The 15,966-nt window shown below is 51.8% G+C and carries 12 protein-coding genes and 1 tRNA gene; 7 read left to right on the top strand and 6 right to left on the bottom strand.

Going from position 1 to position 15,966, the window contains the following annotated elements:
* The first annotated feature begins 148 nt into the window (after window positions 1-148).
* From ACPXV9_RS06145 to ACPXV9_RS06120, 6 genes are all read left to right on the top strand, one after another.
* Window positions 149-3,853, top strand: coding sequence for a flagellin (locus ACPXV9_RS06145; RefSeq protein WP_423895517.1), 3,705 nt, complete (start codon window positions 149-151; stop codon window positions 3,851-3,853).
* A 134-nt stretch (window positions 3,854-3,987) separates the two neighbouring features.
* Window positions 3,988-4,374 carry a flagellar protein FlaG gene (locus ACPXV9_RS06140; RefSeq protein WP_423895515.1) on the top strand — a complete coding sequence of 129 codons (387 nt, stop codon included), beginning with the start codon at window positions 3,988-3,990 and terminating at the stop codon, window positions 4,372-4,374.
* A gap of 146 nt (window positions 4,375-4,520) precedes the next feature.
* Window positions 4,521-6,404, top strand: a complete 1,884-nt coding sequence (locus tag ACPXV9_RS06135; protein ID WP_423895514.1) for a class I SAM-dependent methyltransferase — start codon at window positions 4,521-4,523, stop codon at window positions 6,402-6,404.
* A 99-nt stretch (window positions 6,405-6,503) separates the two neighbouring features.
* Complete coding sequence (gene fliD / locus ACPXV9_RS06130) at window positions 6,504-10,013, top strand: flagellar filament capping protein FliD (RefSeq protein ID WP_423895512.1); 3,510 nt, start codon at window positions 6,504-6,506, stop codon at window positions 10,011-10,013.
* Between the two features lie 15 nt (window positions 10,014-10,028).
* Window positions 10,029-10,412 carry a flagellar export chaperone FliS gene (gene fliS / locus ACPXV9_RS06125; protein WP_423895510.1) on the top strand — a complete coding sequence of 128 codons (384 nt, stop codon included), beginning with the start codon at window positions 10,029-10,031 and terminating at the stop codon, window positions 10,410-10,412.
* 202 nt (window positions 10,413-10,614) lie between these two features.
* Window positions 10,615-10,691 (top strand) — tRNA-Arg (locus ACPXV9_RS06120).
* 172 nt (window positions 10,692-10,863) lie between these two features.
* Here ACPXV9_RS06120 and ACPXV9_RS06115 read toward each other — a convergent pair.
* Window positions 10,864-11,574: a hypothetical protein gene (locus tag ACPXV9_RS06115; RefSeq protein WP_423895509.1), complete on the bottom strand. Its 711-nt coding sequence runs from the start codon at window positions 11,572-11,574 to the stop codon at window positions 10,864-10,866.
* A gap of 11 nt (window positions 11,575-11,585) precedes the next feature.
* Window positions 11,586-12,428 (bottom strand): TauD/TfdA dioxygenase family protein, encoded by an 843-nt coding sequence (locus tag ACPXV9_RS06110; RefSeq protein WP_423895507.1) that lies wholly within the window; start codon window positions 12,426-12,428, stop codon window positions 11,586-11,588.
* A 143-nt stretch (window positions 12,429-12,571) separates the two neighbouring features.
* Here ACPXV9_RS06110 and ACPXV9_RS06105 point away from each other — a divergent pair, with 143 nt between their 5' ends.
* Window positions 12,572-13,564: an AraC family transcriptional regulator ligand-binding domain-containing protein gene (locus tag ACPXV9_RS06105; RefSeq protein ID WP_423895505.1), complete on the top strand. Its 993-nt coding sequence runs from the start codon at window positions 12,572-12,574 to the stop codon at window positions 13,562-13,564.
* An 8-nt stretch (window positions 13,565-13,572) separates the two neighbouring features.
* On the opposite strand, the gene ACPXV9_RS06100 is transcribed toward ACPXV9_RS06105, so the two are convergent.
* The 4 genes from ACPXV9_RS06100 to ACPXV9_RS06085 all read right to left on the bottom strand — a co-directional run bounded on the left by ACPXV9_RS06100 (window position 13,573) and on the right by ACPXV9_RS06085 (window position 15,954).
* Window positions 13,573-13,863 carry a type II toxin-antitoxin system RelE/ParE family toxin gene (locus tag ACPXV9_RS06100; RefSeq protein WP_423895503.1) on the bottom strand — a complete coding sequence of 97 codons (291 nt, stop codon included), beginning with the start codon at window positions 13,861-13,863 and terminating at the stop codon, window positions 13,573-13,575.
* On the bottom strand, window positions 13,860-14,126 hold the full coding sequence (locus ACPXV9_RS06095; protein WP_423895501.1) for a CopG family ribbon-helix-helix protein: 267 nt from the start codon (window positions 14,124-14,126) through the stop codon (window positions 13,860-13,862). Before ACPXV9_RS06095 ends, ACPXV9_RS06100 begins: the two co-directional genes overlap by 4 nt.
* 159 nt (window positions 14,127-14,285) lie before the next feature.
* Window positions 14,286-15,536, bottom strand: coding sequence for a Y-family DNA polymerase (locus tag ACPXV9_RS06090; RefSeq protein ID WP_423895500.1), 1,251 nt, complete (start codon window positions 15,534-15,536; stop codon window positions 14,286-14,288).
* Window positions 15,514-15,954: a LexA family protein gene (locus tag ACPXV9_RS06085; RefSeq protein WP_423895498.1), complete on the bottom strand. Its 441-nt coding sequence runs from the start codon at window positions 15,952-15,954 to the stop codon at window positions 15,514-15,516. The genes ACPXV9_RS06090 and ACPXV9_RS06085 overlap by 23 nt, the downstream gene beginning before the upstream one ends.
* Between the last annotated feature and the right edge of the window lie 12 nt (window positions 15,955-15,966).

Genomic DNA, 15,966 nt, shown 5'->3' with positions numbered 1-15,966 from the left:
AGCAATAGAGTCGATTTTTAAGCAATTTTTCTTAAAAAAAACCTAAAGCCCCTCCATACCCTGCCGTTAACCCGTTTGTAGAACAGAAAAAACGAGTCCTGTGCATTCGCCAGGGCCCGACGCTAAAAACCAACAGGGAGCATTTATCATGCCTCAGATTATTAACACTAATATCAGCTCGCTGACGGCTCAACGTAACTTGAATACGTCGCAGTCTGACCAAGCTCAAGCGCTGGAGCGTTTGTCCTCTGGTCTGCGTATTAACAGTGCGAAGGACGATGCGGCGGGTCTGGCGATTTCAACTCGTTTCACATCTCAAACCAAGGGTCTGGCAGTGGCTATTCGTAACGCCGGTGACGGTATCTCTCTGGCGCAAACCGCCGAGGGTGCTCTGGGTTCGATGACTGACAACATGCAGCGTATCCGTGAGCTGGCACTGCAGTCTGCTAACGGCACCAACAGTGACTCCGACCGTGAGGCTCTGAACGCTGAGGCCCAGCAGCTGATCTCCGAGATCACCCGTACTGCTGAACAGACCAACTTTAACGGACGTAACCTGCTGGACGGTTCTTTCACCTCTCAATTCCAGATTGGTGCTAACTCCGGTGAAACCATTGAAGTTGCCGTTGGCAAGATGACCGCTGACACTCTCGGTTCTTCTGAAACTGCTGGCGTAAGTGCTATCGGTACTTCTTCTGCCATCAGCAACGGTGACCTGATCATCAATGGTGTGGCGATTACCCCATCCAGCTCTCAGGATGACAACGCTTCTACCGTTGATGCGGCATCCTCTGCCATCGCCAAGGCGGCAGCGATCAACCGTTCTTCTGATGAAACCGGTGTGACTGCTACGGTAAACGAAACCGTTGCTACCGGTTCTGCCATGACAGCGGGTGCAGAGAGCGGTACCGTAACCCTGAACGGTGTAGACATTAATATCTCCACGGGTGGTGCAAGTTCTGACGATGACCGTAATGCGGTTATCTCTGCGGTTAATGCCAAGTCGGATCAAACCGGTGTGATCGCTGAAGATGGTGGTCAGTCCAGCGGTGTGATTCTGAAGGCGGCTGATGGTCGTAATATCGACGTTAGCTTCAGCGGTTTGTCCGGTACTTCTGCAGATTTTGAAGCGGCTACTGGTCTGTCTGAAGGTACCAGCTACGGTGGTTTCACTCTGAGTGGTGAAGGTACCATCAGTGTCAGTGGTGGTGATGGAACCGGTAATGATGATATTGCCAACGCAGGTCTGACCGTAGGCGACTACCAAGCCGGTCAAGCCCTGGTTAACAGTTCTGCGCGCAGTGTTGAAGCTGGCTCTCTGACAGCCGCCACTTCCGGTACTTTTACTACCGGTGACATGAATATTGCTGCCAACACCGTGGTGAATGCCACCAATAACACCTTCGAAATTTCTGTCGATGGTGCTTCTTTTGTTCAGGTTCAGCTGAGCTCTACCTACGATGCCGGCTCCGGCGCGGGTGAGTACGACGACGCGGCCCAATTGGCTGATGCGGTGAATAACGCCATTTCCGGCAGTGCTCTGAACGGTCTGGTGACTGCTTCCGATAACGGTTCCGGTGGCTTGACCTTCACCTCGGCAACTACCGGTGATGCGTCTTCTGTGTCTGTAAGAACCGGTTCTTCCGGTAACATTGCCATCCCAACTGCTGTAACGACTACCGATGGTGGTTCTGCGGCGGATAACGGTACGGCCGGTGTTGCAACCATTGATTTTACCTTCGACGGCGTTAACGCGTTGGTGTCTGATACCGGTAACAACCTGGATGAGCTAAGTATTGCTGTTGATGGTAATTCGGCGGTGGACATCACCATTGGTGGTGCGACCTATACCGATGCGGCTACTTTTGCTGCGGCCTTGAATACCGCGATTGGTTCTACCAGTCTGGCGGGTACCGTTGAAGCTTCGGTCTCCGAAGATGGCCTGAATGTGCTGCTGACTTCCCAGAGCACTGGTGCTGCCAGTAGCGTAGTGGTGGCCGACTCCTCAACTGGTGCCAACACCATTGAGGTAGCTAATCAGGGTAATTCAGTACAGCAACTGGCCAACGGCGATAGCGTTATTACCGATGTGTCAGCCTTCCTGTCTGGCTTCTCTCTGACTGCCGGTGCCGGTGGTGCCGATACCATTGGTATTGATGTGGATGGTGCTGGCGCAGCCGATCTGGAATTGGATTCTGCTGCCGCGGTTGCCGATGGTGGCTATCCTGCATCAGCCAACCCACCAACTAACGCTGCAGAACTGGCCGCCGTTATCCAGTACGCCGCGGATACTTCTCTGGCTGGTTCCGGCATTACTGCCACAGCTGTTGGTGATCAGGTTGTAATCAGCTCTAATTCCGGTGGTACCGTTGAGTTGTCTACCGCTACCGCTGATGAAATTGTGGCGGCTGATGATGATCTGACTGCGACCTCAACCGCTGGTGTTAACGGTGCTGCGACTGCAGGTACTGCAACAACCGGTGCCTTCAGTGTGGCTGACGGCAGCGGAACACTGGCTGCAGGTACCTTTGTTGACTCCAACGGTAATGCCGATCCTCTGTCGATCAGCGCAGCGCAAGGTAATAACACCTTTACCTACTCTGCTGACGGTGGCACTACCGAGAACACCATCACCATTTCTGATGGCAGCTATAACACTCTGGCCGACCTGGCCGCTGAAATTGAAGATCAGGTACAAGCCATTGGTGCAGCGTTTGATGCCTCCACCGTTGTGGCAAATGCCGATGGCACCCTGACCTTTACTGACGAAGCCACTGGTTCCGGTAGCCAGATTCGTCTGACTGACGGTACTTTCGCCGTAAGTGGTTCTGCGGTAGACGGCAGTGAAGCCCAAGCCGGTGCGGTAACTGTGGATAGCCTGGATGATGGTGACCTGGTTATTAACGGAACAGCCATTGGTGCCTCTTTGGCATCTGATGACACAGCATCCGATACCACCGCCGAGTCCAGTGACGCGTCTGCCTCCGGTATCGCAGTTGCTGCGGCCATCAACCGTGCCAGCGACAGTACTGGTGTGACTGCTACAGTTAACGAAACTGTGGTAACTGGTGGTGACGGAACAGGCGCAGTGGCTGCCGCAGGTTCTTCCGGTAGCGTTTACATCAACGGTGTACAGACCAACGGTGTTGTTCTGACCGGTGATGCCGATCAGGACCGTGGTTCTGCCATCGATGCCATCAACGCTGTATCGGGTCAAACCGGTGTAACTGCTGAAGATAACGGTGTGAGCATTACCCTGACTGCTGAAGATGGTCGTAACATCTCTGTAGCGATCGACAACGAAGGTGTGGCCAACTTTGGTAATGCCATCGGTCTGAGTGCTGGTCAGGACGGCATCAACGAAGCCGATATCAGCAATAATGCTTCTTTGAATTACGCCAATACTGCGGCTACTACCTACTCTTCAGTGCAGCTGAGCAGCTCTGGTGAGATTGAAGTAGAAGCGGGTAGTAACGGTGCTTCCGCACTGGCTGGTCTGAGCTTTGCTCAGGGCTCCTTCGGTGCGACCGAGCGTGGTATCTTTATCGATGAAATCGATATCTCCACTCTCGAAGGTGCTAACGAAGCCCTGACTGCAATCGACAACGCGCTGCAATCTATCTCCGGTGAGCGAGCCAACTTGGGTGCGATTCAAAACCGCTTTGAATCTACCATCTCTAACCTGGCGATCACTTCTGAGAACCTGACTGCTGCAAACAGTCGAATCCAGGATGCGGACTTTGCGGCTGAAACCGCTGCCCTGTCCCGTTCGCAGGTGCTGCAGCAGGCTGGTATCTCCGTACTGGCACAGGCCAATGCCTTGCCTCAGCAGGCTCTGTCACTACTGCAGTAATAATCAGCAGAAACAGTGGGCCCGGTGAGAACCGGGTTCCACAAACGTGATAGAGAAGGGTAAAATGGAGAGGTTAAGGTTGAGGCTATAATGTTGAAACCAAGCCCCTCCAGCAACCAGCAGAGGAAAGAGTTATGAATGAAGTTAATTCAAGCAACGCACTGACAGCCGGTGTGAGAACTGCTTCTTCAGCTCTGAATCAGAGCAAGTCTGCTGCTGTTGAGAAGGCAACCGGCAATCAGTTGCCGCAACAGGAAACTGAAGCGGCAGCCCAGGTTGATCAGGTTGATGTGAATCAGGCCAAAGTTGATGAAGCCGTATCTAAGCTAAATGATTACGTGCAATCAACTCAGAGGGATTTGTATTTTGCCTACGATGATTCGGTAAGTAAGACAGTCGTTACGGTTGTCGACAGAAATACTGAAGAAGTTGTAAGGCAGATTCCCAATGAGGTGGCCCTGACACTCGCGGCCAGGCTAAACGAAGAAGAGCCATTGAGATTGTTTAGTGCGCAAGCTTAATGGAATAAAGTAAGTTAACTATTCCAATCTCAAATCAGAAAGCCCGCTTACAAAGCGGGCTTTTTTTTGCCTGTTTGTCTGGTGGCCCAATATTTGCATTTTGTTGTTTGTTTCTAATGTGACACTGTCCCTTTCGAGGTTTAAGCATGACAAATTTAACCCAGCACAGCTCTTCGTCGGCGCTTTTGCTTGAGCAGGCAACGGTAAAGGCGCAAGCCAGAGAATGGCTGCAGGCGGCTCAAATTCTTGAGCAGGGCTGGCCTGAGAGTGAATTGGGTTTTGTGTATGCGATTCAATATCTCGAGTGCCTGATTAATGCTGGCAGGCTCGTGGATGCTGAACGTGTCCTGAGTGATACCCGAAACCTTGCCGCAAATGACCTGGAAGGGCAGCAAGTATTGATGGCCGAAGTGATTCTGGCGCATCGAAACAATGATCTTTCAAGTGCTTATGTGCGGTCTCACGAATTAGCGGAACCGCTGAGGATGTCCGATTCAATCAGAAATATCGTTCGTCACTGTCTGGACAGAATGAACTGCTTGAATTATTCGCCCATGGTGGAAAAAGATGTTTTGTCGTTTTGGGACGACGAGCTTTTGGCTGGCAAGGTTCACAAGCTGGGTACCCAGCTTCTGGCTCTCAAATATGGCGGGCAAAATGAGCCGGATATTGTTGAACTGGCGTCTGATCAGTTGCTGATAAAAGTTCTGGAGAAAGATTACTGCCGCAGCGCCAAGCTGGAGCCTGTGTTGGTGGCGGTGCGCAGAAAGGTGTTTTTTGATGCTCTGGTTAAGATGGATTTTCCCGATGATTATGTGCCTCTGGTTCAGGCCATTGCCTGGCAGAATAAGTGGAACGAATACGTTCATGTGGTGGAGTCTGATGAGCTTCAGTTGATTGCTGAGCTGGAAGGCTTGCTGAAAGAACAGGTTGCACAGCAAGGGTTTAAGCCGATTGTTGTTGAGGGGTTGCTGCTGTTGCTTGCTATGTACAAGCCGGTCAGGGATTTTGATAGTTACGAAACCCTGTCGAGCTTGACCGAAGATTTGTGGCCCGAGAGCCTGAATGGCATGTTTTATACGGCAATTCTTGAAGAGAAAAAAGAACGGGCGTGTCTAAAATCCCTATCCAGTGTTGGCAGTATTGCTGATTCCATCTCTCTCAAGGTGAGGGAGCAGTATGAGGAAAACCCCTATCCACGTTGGCGTCAATTGTCTGTTCCGGATGGGCGGGTTGATTACATTATGCGAATGGAGCAGGTGCTCTCTGAGGAGGAGCGGGTCGCAGGCTCTGGCAAGATTAAAGAGGTTCTGGTGGCCGGTTGTGGCACCGGCAAGCATCCTCTGATGTGCGCGCTGCAAACCGATGTCAAGGTGACAGCCATCGATATCTCCAGAAGGAGTCTGGCTTACGCTCAAATGAAGGCAGATGAGTATTCAGTAAACAATCTTCAGCTGCTGCATATGGATTTGATGGAGGTTGGCCTGCTTGGCAAGCAGTTTGATGCCATTGAATGCGCCGGGGTTTTGCATCACATGGAAAATCCCGAGGCGGGTCTGGAGGCTTTGTTGGAGGTAATCAGGCCTGGAGGGACTATCCGGCTGGGGCTCTACAGTGAAACGGCCCGTCGAGGTGTTGTGGCAGTGAGGAATGCCTACATTAACAGTGGCATGTCGCCGGATCTGGAAAATATCCGGAACGTCAGGAAGGCTTTGATGTCTGAAGAGGCCCGACCTGATTGCAGGCTGGTTACAGGCTTTGGTGACTTTTACGCTACCAGCCCTTGCCGGGATTTGTTGTTTCATGCACAGGAACACCGCTACACCATCCCTCAAATTGAGGCTTTACTTAAAAAGTATCAATTGGATTTTTTGGGCATGACACTTGAGAATCCAAACTATAGGGAAAAATTTTATAGCCAGTTTGGGGTGGAAGGAGTTAGAAACTTGGCTAATTGGCAGGATTTTGAGGAAAAAAATCCCGATGTTTTCGCCAATATGTATCAATTTTTCGTGAAAACATCGGGCTAAATTAACCGTAAAGTTTTCCCCAAGTAGGCCGATAACAAGTTGAATGGGGCAAACAGTTTTAGCGGTAATGGATGCTGCATTAATTAAGTGGTGGTCTAAATGGCTTCAATTTCATCAGTAGGTATCGGTTCCGGGGTTTTAACCTCCGAATTGATTGATGACCTGGTCGCGGTAGAGCGTGAATCAGCCGACAAGCGCATCAATGCCGAGCAGGAAAATCTCGATACTCAGGTGTCTGAGCTGGGCAATGTCGCCAGTCAGGCAGAGTCCCTGCGTGCCGCCGCCAATGCCCTGACCCTGACTTCGTCTTTTCAGACCAATACCACCTCCTCGACCAATGACTCAGCTTTAACGGCAACTGCCAGTTCTCTGGCTTCCCCGGGCGTTTACACCATTGAAACCAGCCAGCTGGCTCGTTCACAAACCATTGCCTCTGCCGAGTACGGTGATCTCGACGCCGTTTTGGGAGAAGGTGAGCTGGTGTTCACCTTTGGTGATGTAGATTACGACTCCGGCACACCCAGCTTTTCGTTTACAGCCGATTCTGAGGCCGCTGTCAGAAAGCTCAATATCGACGCCAGTAACCACACCATTACCGGTATTCGCGATGCGGTGAATAACGCGGATATGGGAATCGAAGCCACCATTGTTGATACCGGCAGTGGCTATCGTTTGCTCTTTACCTCAGAAGAAACCGGTGAAAATAACGGTTTTACGGTCTCGGTTAACAACCCATCCAATGGTCTCGACAGCCTGTCTTTCGATGACGACTCAACCACCATGTTACAGACGGTGGATGCCAAGAACGCCGAATTTAAAGTGAATGGTCTGGATATTACCCGTGAATCGAATCTGGTGGCCGGGGTAATTAATGGTCTGACGCTCAACCTCAAGCAGGACAGTGCTGGCCCTGTTACCCTGACAGTAGAGCGGGATACTGCGGCAGTAACCGAGCGGATGCAGACCATGGTAGACGCTTACAATGAACTCAAAACCACCGTGAATGGGTTAACTGCCTTTGACCCCGATACCGGCTTGGGCAGTATTTTTACCGGTGATAATACCATTCGTCGCTTGATTACTTCTTCGCAAAATATTCTGACGTCTGCGGTCAGTTCACTCAATGGTACCGACTTCAGGACCATGTCCGAGGTGGGGATTTCCACCAACGGTGAAACCGGCCTTTTGATATTCGACAGTGGCACGTTTCAGTCAGCCCTGCAGTCCGATGCCGAGTCACTCAGTACCCTGTTTGGCATTGGTGCCACCGCGACAGACTCGCTGATTGATTACGTCAGCAGCTCCAATGATACTCAGGCCGGTGACTACGAAATTGTTATTTCCCGTGTGGCGGAACAGGCTCAGTTGCTTGGCCTGTCGACTTCCGGAGAGCCCTTTGTTATTGATGCAGGCAACGATGGTTTCAAAGTTCAGGTAGACAGCCAATACTCCGATCAGATTACTCTGGCACGCGGTACCTACACGGGTGATGAGTTGGCTGAAGCCATACAGAGTGCCATCAATACCGACGTTAATATTCAGGATGCCGGTAAATCGGTAGAGGTGAATTACAACGCTGCAGAACAGCGGTTTGAACTGACTTCCGGCAGTTACGGTGCCTCTTCCAATTTGGGGTTTGTCAGTACCGATACCACTACCGCGTTAACGTTAGGGCTGCGTGAACCGCAGCAGGGTGGCCATTCAGGCGATACCGTTTCGCTGTTAAAAACCACCGATGATTTTGCCAGTGCGGTGACCATCAACGGCGGCAACGATGATTTTACCCTGAGTGTGGATGGGGTGACCTCCAACAGTATCCAGATTGCCAATGGCAGCTACTCCAGTGGCGATGATCTGGCGCAGGCTATTCAGGCTGCCATTAACGATGACTCGAATTTCAAAGCGGAAGGTTTGACCGCCAATGTCGCTTTTGAGGGCGATTTGGAAACTGGCAAGCTGACCATGAGTTTTGAGAAAAACGGCGATGGTCGGCAGTTGGGTTTTATTGTGTCTGCCGCCGAATCTTCCATGGCCTCCAGCATTGGCCTGTCCGCTGGTTCCGGTGAATTTACAGAGCTGTCCGCCTTATCAGTAACGGATGCGTTGAGCTCAACTCTCAACGATACGGCAGAATTTACCATTGAAGCCAACGGGGTAACGTCTGATACCTTATCGGTGGCTATCAACAGTAATGATGGCAGTGATATTGCGTTGGCTTTACAAACGGCCATTGCCACTGATAGCAACTTTATTGCGGCCAGAAAAGGCGCTGAAACCGGAGCTGGTACGGTGGATATCACCGCTGGCGCCATTGATTTTACTGCGAACCCCCGCGCCTTTGGTGTTGAGTACAATGGGACCCGCTATGATCTGGTGATCGACGCCAATGGGACGGCGGCCTCCGATATCGATGGTGATGGCAATACCGATGCCATCGACGATATTTTGCAAAGCGTACAGGATCAGATTGATGCCACGCCGGGGCTTGCCGGTAATCTGGTGGCCGATCGTTCCGGTACCGGTTTGGTGTTGAAAACCGTGGCTACCGGACCCACTGAAACGCTTAATGTGGTTGCCGATGGTTCGGGCGCCAAAACGGCGCTGGGGGCTACCGCATTAACCGGCACCGAAGATTTTTCGGGAGCCAATACGTCGACGTTTACTCTGAGTATGGCCGGTACCGACTTTGATATCACTCTGGACGCCGATGGCGCAGCAGGGGATACCATATCGGAAGTGCAGGCCTACATTCAGGGGCAGATCGATGCCGCGCTGGATGCCAGCAGTGATTTTGCCGCGGGTGATATTACCGTTGAGCTGGACGGAGCCAACAATCTCTACTTTCAGAGCAACAGCAAAAATGGTGTCATTACTTCCGACACAGTGGGCAGCGGCGCCTCACTGGAAGTAAAAAATATGGTGGATCCGCTCAACCTGTTTGCCGGTGATGCGGTCTACAGTTCCGGTTTTGACGGCAGTGGCGCACTGGACGGTTTTGGCATTGAGGCCGGCTTGGTCCGGGGTGAAGATCTGACTCTGGCCACTGTGACCTATGACGGTTCTACTGAGGGTGGCAGCTTTAAAATTGATTTTGGTAATGACGTAAGCTTTCATGTGAAGAGCCCCAATAACTTTGCCAGTAGCAGTTTGGGGCTTGTAGAAACCACCGACGATGATTTTACTTTCGAGTCTGGTACCAGTGTCGCTGGTACCATCGGTGGCTATGCCGCGTTGGGCAGTGGCCAGCGTTTGGTTGGTGCTACCGGAACTCCCGTTGAAGATCTGCGCATCAATGTTTTGGGTGGCAATCTGGGTAACCGGGGCGAAATTGAGTTTGGTCGAGGGATTGCCGCGCAACTGGAGGATTTCCTCAAGGATTTCCTTGATAGCGACGGCGGTCTGGGGATCAAGCAAAGCGGCCTGCAGGATGAGCTGGCTGAACTGGATGAGGATCGTCAGGCTCTGGATGACCGGATTGAGGCCTTTCAGACTCAGCTGGCCCGACAGTTTGCTTTTAACGACATCTTGGTATCGCAGCTGAACTCAACCCGGGATTACATTGCGCAACAATTTGAAGTGTTGAACGCACTCTACAGTAAGAAAGATTAACCAGGACCTATAGTCATGCCAAACAATCAAGCCCTGCAATACCGTTCTCTGGAATTGGAAACCAAGGTAGCTAACGCTTCCCCCCACGAGCTGATCCAGATGTTGTTTGAAGGCGCTATAGAGCGTTTACTTCAGGCCAAAGCCTGTGCTGAGCGCGGTGATATCTCGGCCAAAGGTGCCTTTCTCAGTAAAGCTCTGGGCATTGTCGGAGGTCTGCGTGAGTCACTCAATATGGAGATGGAGTCGGATATCCCGCAAAATCTCGACCGGCTGTACGAATACATCCAGCTGCGTTTGATTCGCGGCAATCTGGACGAAGACAACAGCGCTTTCAGTGAATGTATCGAGCTGATTAAAACCATCAAATCCGGATGGGAGGGGATTGCGGATCAGGTTTGATAAGTCAGATATGTGTGTATGAGTCATCCTCCACTACCCGTTCTCAATACACCTAACTTATTGAATTGCTTAAAAAATCATCGTGTTGTAGTGGTATTACTCCCGGTCTGTATGGAATCTAGGCAGTATTCAAAAAAACTTCATTTTTTTGAAATTACTGCTTGACCTGAACGGGGGGCATCCATATTATACGCGCCATCACGCACTCGTAGCTCAGCTGGATAGAGTACTCGGCTACGAACCGAGCGGTCGAAGGTTCGAATCCTTCCGAGTGCGCCATATAAGGAAAAGGCTAGCAGGTTAACACCTACTAGCCTTTTTTCGTTTTAAGCAATGATTTAAGCAAAAAACTTTGTCAGATGGTGTTGATTTGCACCCAAAGACTTTTATGATTCCATCCTTCCACATAAGGCCGGATCTACCTCATTAATTAGCTACGGTGCTCACCTTTCTATTGCTCCGTCACGGTAAAGTTTACCTCACCGAGTTTCTCAAATTTAACCCGGTAATCACCAGCCTCTGCGTCAATTGCCTGACCGCAGGTTCCCAGCATCAGCAGTCTCTGATCGGCTGATGGCCACAGGCCTCGTTGCCGGGCTTCATTAACCATCCAGCGAACCCCATCAGCCGGTGTGCCAAAAGAATACTCGTTGCGGGCCGTCGCGATTTCCTGACCGTCGCGATAAACGGTGATGACAATGTCACTCAGTGTTTCCTGCCAGGGAATGGCATTGCCGATGATGTGGCGATCCGCGCCCAGATTGGCGGCCACGACATTGGCGATACTGAAGTCGCTGGGATCTTCGAAGGCCAGATACACCACTTCCACCGTGGGGACCAGATGGGTGGGTTGCCCCTGATCGTCAACCATAACACCTATTTCAAATTCCAGTTGCTGGCCTTTGACTACCGCCACCGCACAACCGCTGGCAAGCTTGCCGCGCTGGTAGAGTGTACCCAGCAAGGGAGCAGAGAGCCCCAATTGCTGTTGCATGGCGGCATTGGTGACGCCGGCCTTCAGGTCTTTCGCGAGATTGTCGTTGATGCTGGCGGTCACCGCTTTTTGCATGCGATAACCGTCTTCCAGAGTATCGCAGCACAGGTCCGGCAGTGGTCGACGTTCGGAAATGGTCTTGCTGATCGCTGCTATGGCGTTGCTCATGGCGTGATTCCCTATTGCGGCCAGATGGTGGTGCGATGCAACAGGCGCTCATGGCCTTCAAAACCGCCGGTGGCGGCGTGCAGTACCGAGCGGTTATCCCACATGATCAGCATGTTTTCCTGCCATTTATGGCGATAGACATTACCTTCGCTGGTTTGCCACTGGTGCAGCTCCATCAGTAATTCAGCCGCATCTTCCTGGCTCATGCCCTCAATGCCCAGGGTATAACCAATGCAGCCATAAATGGCTTTTTGGCCATTCTCGGGGTGGGTCATAACCAGCGGGTGACTCTGAGTCTTGTAGGCTTCGTCGGAGATGATCGGTTTCATTCCGCTTCTGGCGTCTGGGTCCGGGTTGCCATACAGGCCTTCAGGGGAGTAGGCGAGTTTGGCTGAGTGGATGGCAATCAGGTCATCAATTTTTGCTTTCAGTTCATCGGGCATATTTTTGTAGGCCAGATGCTGATTGGCAAACAGAGTGTCGCCGCCTTCGGGGGGAATTTTTACGCCCATCAGGCAGGTGCCGATGGGTGGTTGCTCTTTAAAGCTCCAGTCGGCGTGCCAGGATTCTGCAAAAATCGGAGTGGTCTCATTAGCGTAACGGTGGATGGCGGCGATATAGCGGCGACCCTCAATGGGACGAAAGAAGGGGTCATCGTCGAGATTGCCAAAATACCGGGTAAATGATTCCAGATCATCATCGCTGAGATCCTGATCGGGAAACACCAAAACATGGTGCTCGGACCAGGCCTGTTTGATCTCGGTGATCTGCTCTTCGGACAGCGGTTGGGTCAGGTCAACGCCGCGCACTTCGGCGCCACAGGCCTGCCCTGATGGGGTTACGGTAATGCTCATAGGGTCGTCTCTTGTTTCGGTTTGAGGGTTACAGTGAGTGATTGTTGTTGGTAATCCGCGTTGCGTTTAAGGCATAGTAGGCAACCTGAATCTTCCAATATTGGCATATCACGCCAACTTTGTTGTGGTGCGGAGGGGTAGTTTTGATCATCAGAGTGTCCGGGGCGTTTACGTTGATCCTCAAAGAGTGGCTGGATAAGCAAGCCATCAATGACGTTTCTCTGGTCAATGATCTGGTACAGGCATCCCGGCGTGACAGTCTGCCGGTAGAAGAGTGGAAAGCGCTGCTGGCGCGAGCGGAGGTCTACAGTAACGAGCCTCACTTTGGGCTGGAAATTGGCGGCAGAGCCACTCTGGCCAATGTGGGGGTGCTGGGTTATCTGGTACTCAACTGTGAGACACCGGCCGAGGCTTTGCAAACCTACAGTCGCTGTGAGCAGCGTTTTTACGGCGTGCGCTTCAGTCAGCTGAAGCTTGCTGATGGCTGCTATACCCTGTCCTGGCCGGATCGTCTGGGCGATGCCAATGGCTTGTTTGTCCGGGTTGCTCTGGCCACGCTGGTTTGTTTTTCCCGACAGCGCTTTCCCACCCGGATAAATTTATTAAAGGTGGCTTTAACCGAATCCAGACCGGAGAACGTTGCTCCGTTCGAGGCCTTTTTTGGTTGTCCGGTTGAGTTTGGTTCGGAAAATCCCGGTATCAGCATCGATTATCAACAGGCCTGTCAGACCGAGCAGGGCGACTTGCCGTCGGGTTTGCGCTCCATGCAGATTCAGCAGGCTCAGGCATTCAGTGAAGTGGTGGCCGACAGGACGCCGTTTTTACAGCAGTTGCAGGAGGTGTTGTTGCGACTGATCCCCAGAGCCAGCGCCACGATTGATGAGGTGGCTCGCGCCATGAGTATGTCGCCAAGAACCCTGCAGCGACGTCTGGCGCAATTCAATTTATCCTATCAGTTACTGCTCGATGGGCTGCGGGAGAACCTGGGGGCGCGCTATCTGCAGCAGCAGGGCTTGAGTCTGGTGGAGATTGCTCTGCTGTTAGGCTATTCCGAACAAAGTACTTTTAATCGTGCTTTTAAGCAGTGGACCGGTTTGCCTCCCGGACAATATCGGCGACAGTTGATGGATAGGTAACCGCTTATTTACAGATCCTTTTCCTCTTCTTTATTGTGCCAAATGCGCAAAATTGAAATAACCTCATCTGTAGAAACCAAATATCTTATTGTGTAATTTCCGGCATAGAGGTCGCGAATGTTTTTAGAGGCATCAGCACGTGAAACAGGAAGGCCTATTTGGGGAAAACTCTTCAGTTTTTGTGCGGCTTCCTGAATCTCAATAGCAATTTTGCGTGCACTTAAGGGGTTTTTATCGGCAACAAAATCATGGAGGCGCTGCAAATCCAAAATGGATTGAGGCGAATATTCCAACTTCATACTTTTGGCGAATCCATTACCTGTTCTGTGCCCCAGCTATTTAGCCAGGCATTTACGTCGTCTTCATCAACAGCATTGCCCTTGTTGATGGAATCAATTGCTTCAAGAGTCTGCTCCCAGCGGCTCTCCTCGATAGATTGGCGTGCCAAAAACTCTCTAACAGCCTGATTTATAAGATAACTTTTGCTTCTGTCCATTTTCTTTGAAAGGTGTTCAAGGGGACGTTCTACATCATCAGTCAGGCGGACACTGGTTATACTCATAAACTCATCTCCTTGGAATTGATGTATTACATTGTAATACGGCGTGGCGGTCGGATGCCATTATTATTCAAGGCCCATAATGTCGCTTCTGGCACGCTGGTTTATCTTTCTTGGCAGCGTTTTGCCTCCCGGACAATATCGGCGGCAGTTGACGCAGCGCTAATCGGAGCACCGGATACTGGGCAGGTCTTGCCATTCCGTGGTGTAGGCCGGTGAGGTATAGCGCTGTTTCATATACCATTTTTTGCTGAATCCCTCAGAGGCCAGATGCAAGGTACCTTTCCCATAGCGGCTGTTGACGGAGTCGATCACGTGCATCAGCTGATCTGACATGGCGGGCTGCCAAAAATCCTGCTGCAAATGTTTTTTGTCGATTAAGTCAATCAGGCCGACACCGGCTTTTATGTACTGATAGCCGGGCGCATAAATGTTCCGCACGATTTGTTTGGCGGCGTGAGTGAGGGTGCGGCTGTCATCCGTCGGATACTCGAGCCGAATGGTCATACTGCGACCGGGCTGGCCGATGTCGGAAGTGACCGGTTGCAGAAATACCTGAAGCCCTTGGGCCAGATGGCTCTGGCCTCGAAGTTTTTCCGCTGCACGGCGGGCATAAAGTGACACGGCCTGCAGAATCTGGTCGAGTTGGTTCAGTTTCTGGCCAAACCCGCGCGAGCAGTAAATCTGTTTTTTGGCCGGTGGCAGTTCCTCCAGATCCAGACAGGAAACGCCGTTGAGCTCGGCAATGGTTCTCTCCAGATTGATGCTGGTATGGCGTCCCACTTGTGCGGTATCCGCCGTGGCCAGATCCCAGGCCGAGTAGATGGCCAGTTCCGCCAGACGCTTACTGAGTCTAGATCCGACCCCCCATACCTTGTTGACGGGCAGGCGTCTGAGTACCCATTGCCATTTGTCGGGGGTGTCGAGCAAGCAGACTCCGGTTGCCTGACGGTGTTTCTTGGCGACGTGGTTGGCCAGCTTGGCCAGAGTTTTGGTGGGGGCTATGCCAACCCCCACCGGGATGCGGGTTTGCTTCCAGATCGTTTGCCTGATGCTGTGGCCGTAGTTAATAAGATTGTCTTGCAGCCCCTGCAGATCGAGAAACATTTCATCGATCGAGTACACCTCAAGACGGGGGGAAAAGGTGTTGAGGATCTGCATGACCCGGCTCGATATGTCGCCGTATAGGGGGTAGTTACTGCTGAAAATGGCTACCTGATGGGCACGCAGAATATGTTCAACCTTGAAAAAATTGACCAGATCGCCGATTCCCAATTCTTTGGCCTGCTGTGATCGAGCCACCACAAAGCAGTCGTTATTGCTCAGAACCACCACCGGTTTGCCGCGCAGCTCCGGACGGAATACCTGCTCGCAGCTGGCATAGAAGGAATTACAGTCGACCAGTGCCAGCATAGCTGTTAATGGCGTGGATCACGACGCCCTCAATAATGACATCCAGTTCTTCCGGAATGTCTATGGCGGGGAATTTTGGGTTGCCACTGCGCAGTTTGCGTTGCCCGGTGTCGAGAATTTTGCAGGTGATGTCCCCGTTAATCGCGGCCAGAACGATCGAGCCGTTCTGATACTGTTCGGCGCGATCTACGATCAGCAAACAACCGTCCATAATGCCCAGATCCTGCATGGATTCGCCGTTTACCCGGCAGTAGAAAGTGGCCGCCGGGTGTTGAATCAAATACTCATTCAGGTCGAGTTTGCGCGGCATATAGTCATCGGCCGGGCTCGGGAAGCCTGCGGGTACCCGGGTGCCATAGCAGGGCAGGCTGAGCGCTTCTCTGGCTTCGTGTTCGGAAATTATGGAAATAGCAGTCACAATAAAATACCT

Origin of the sequence: Candidatus Pelagadaptatus aseana, from assembly GCF_040362265.1 — a bacterium.
Taxonomy (GTDB): Bacteria; Pseudomonadota; Gammaproteobacteria; order Pseudomonadales; family Cellvibrionaceae; genus Pelagadaptatus; species Pelagadaptatus aseana.
Note: the sequence above shows the minus strand (reverse complement) of the source record. Positions and strands in the feature narration are given on the sequence as shown.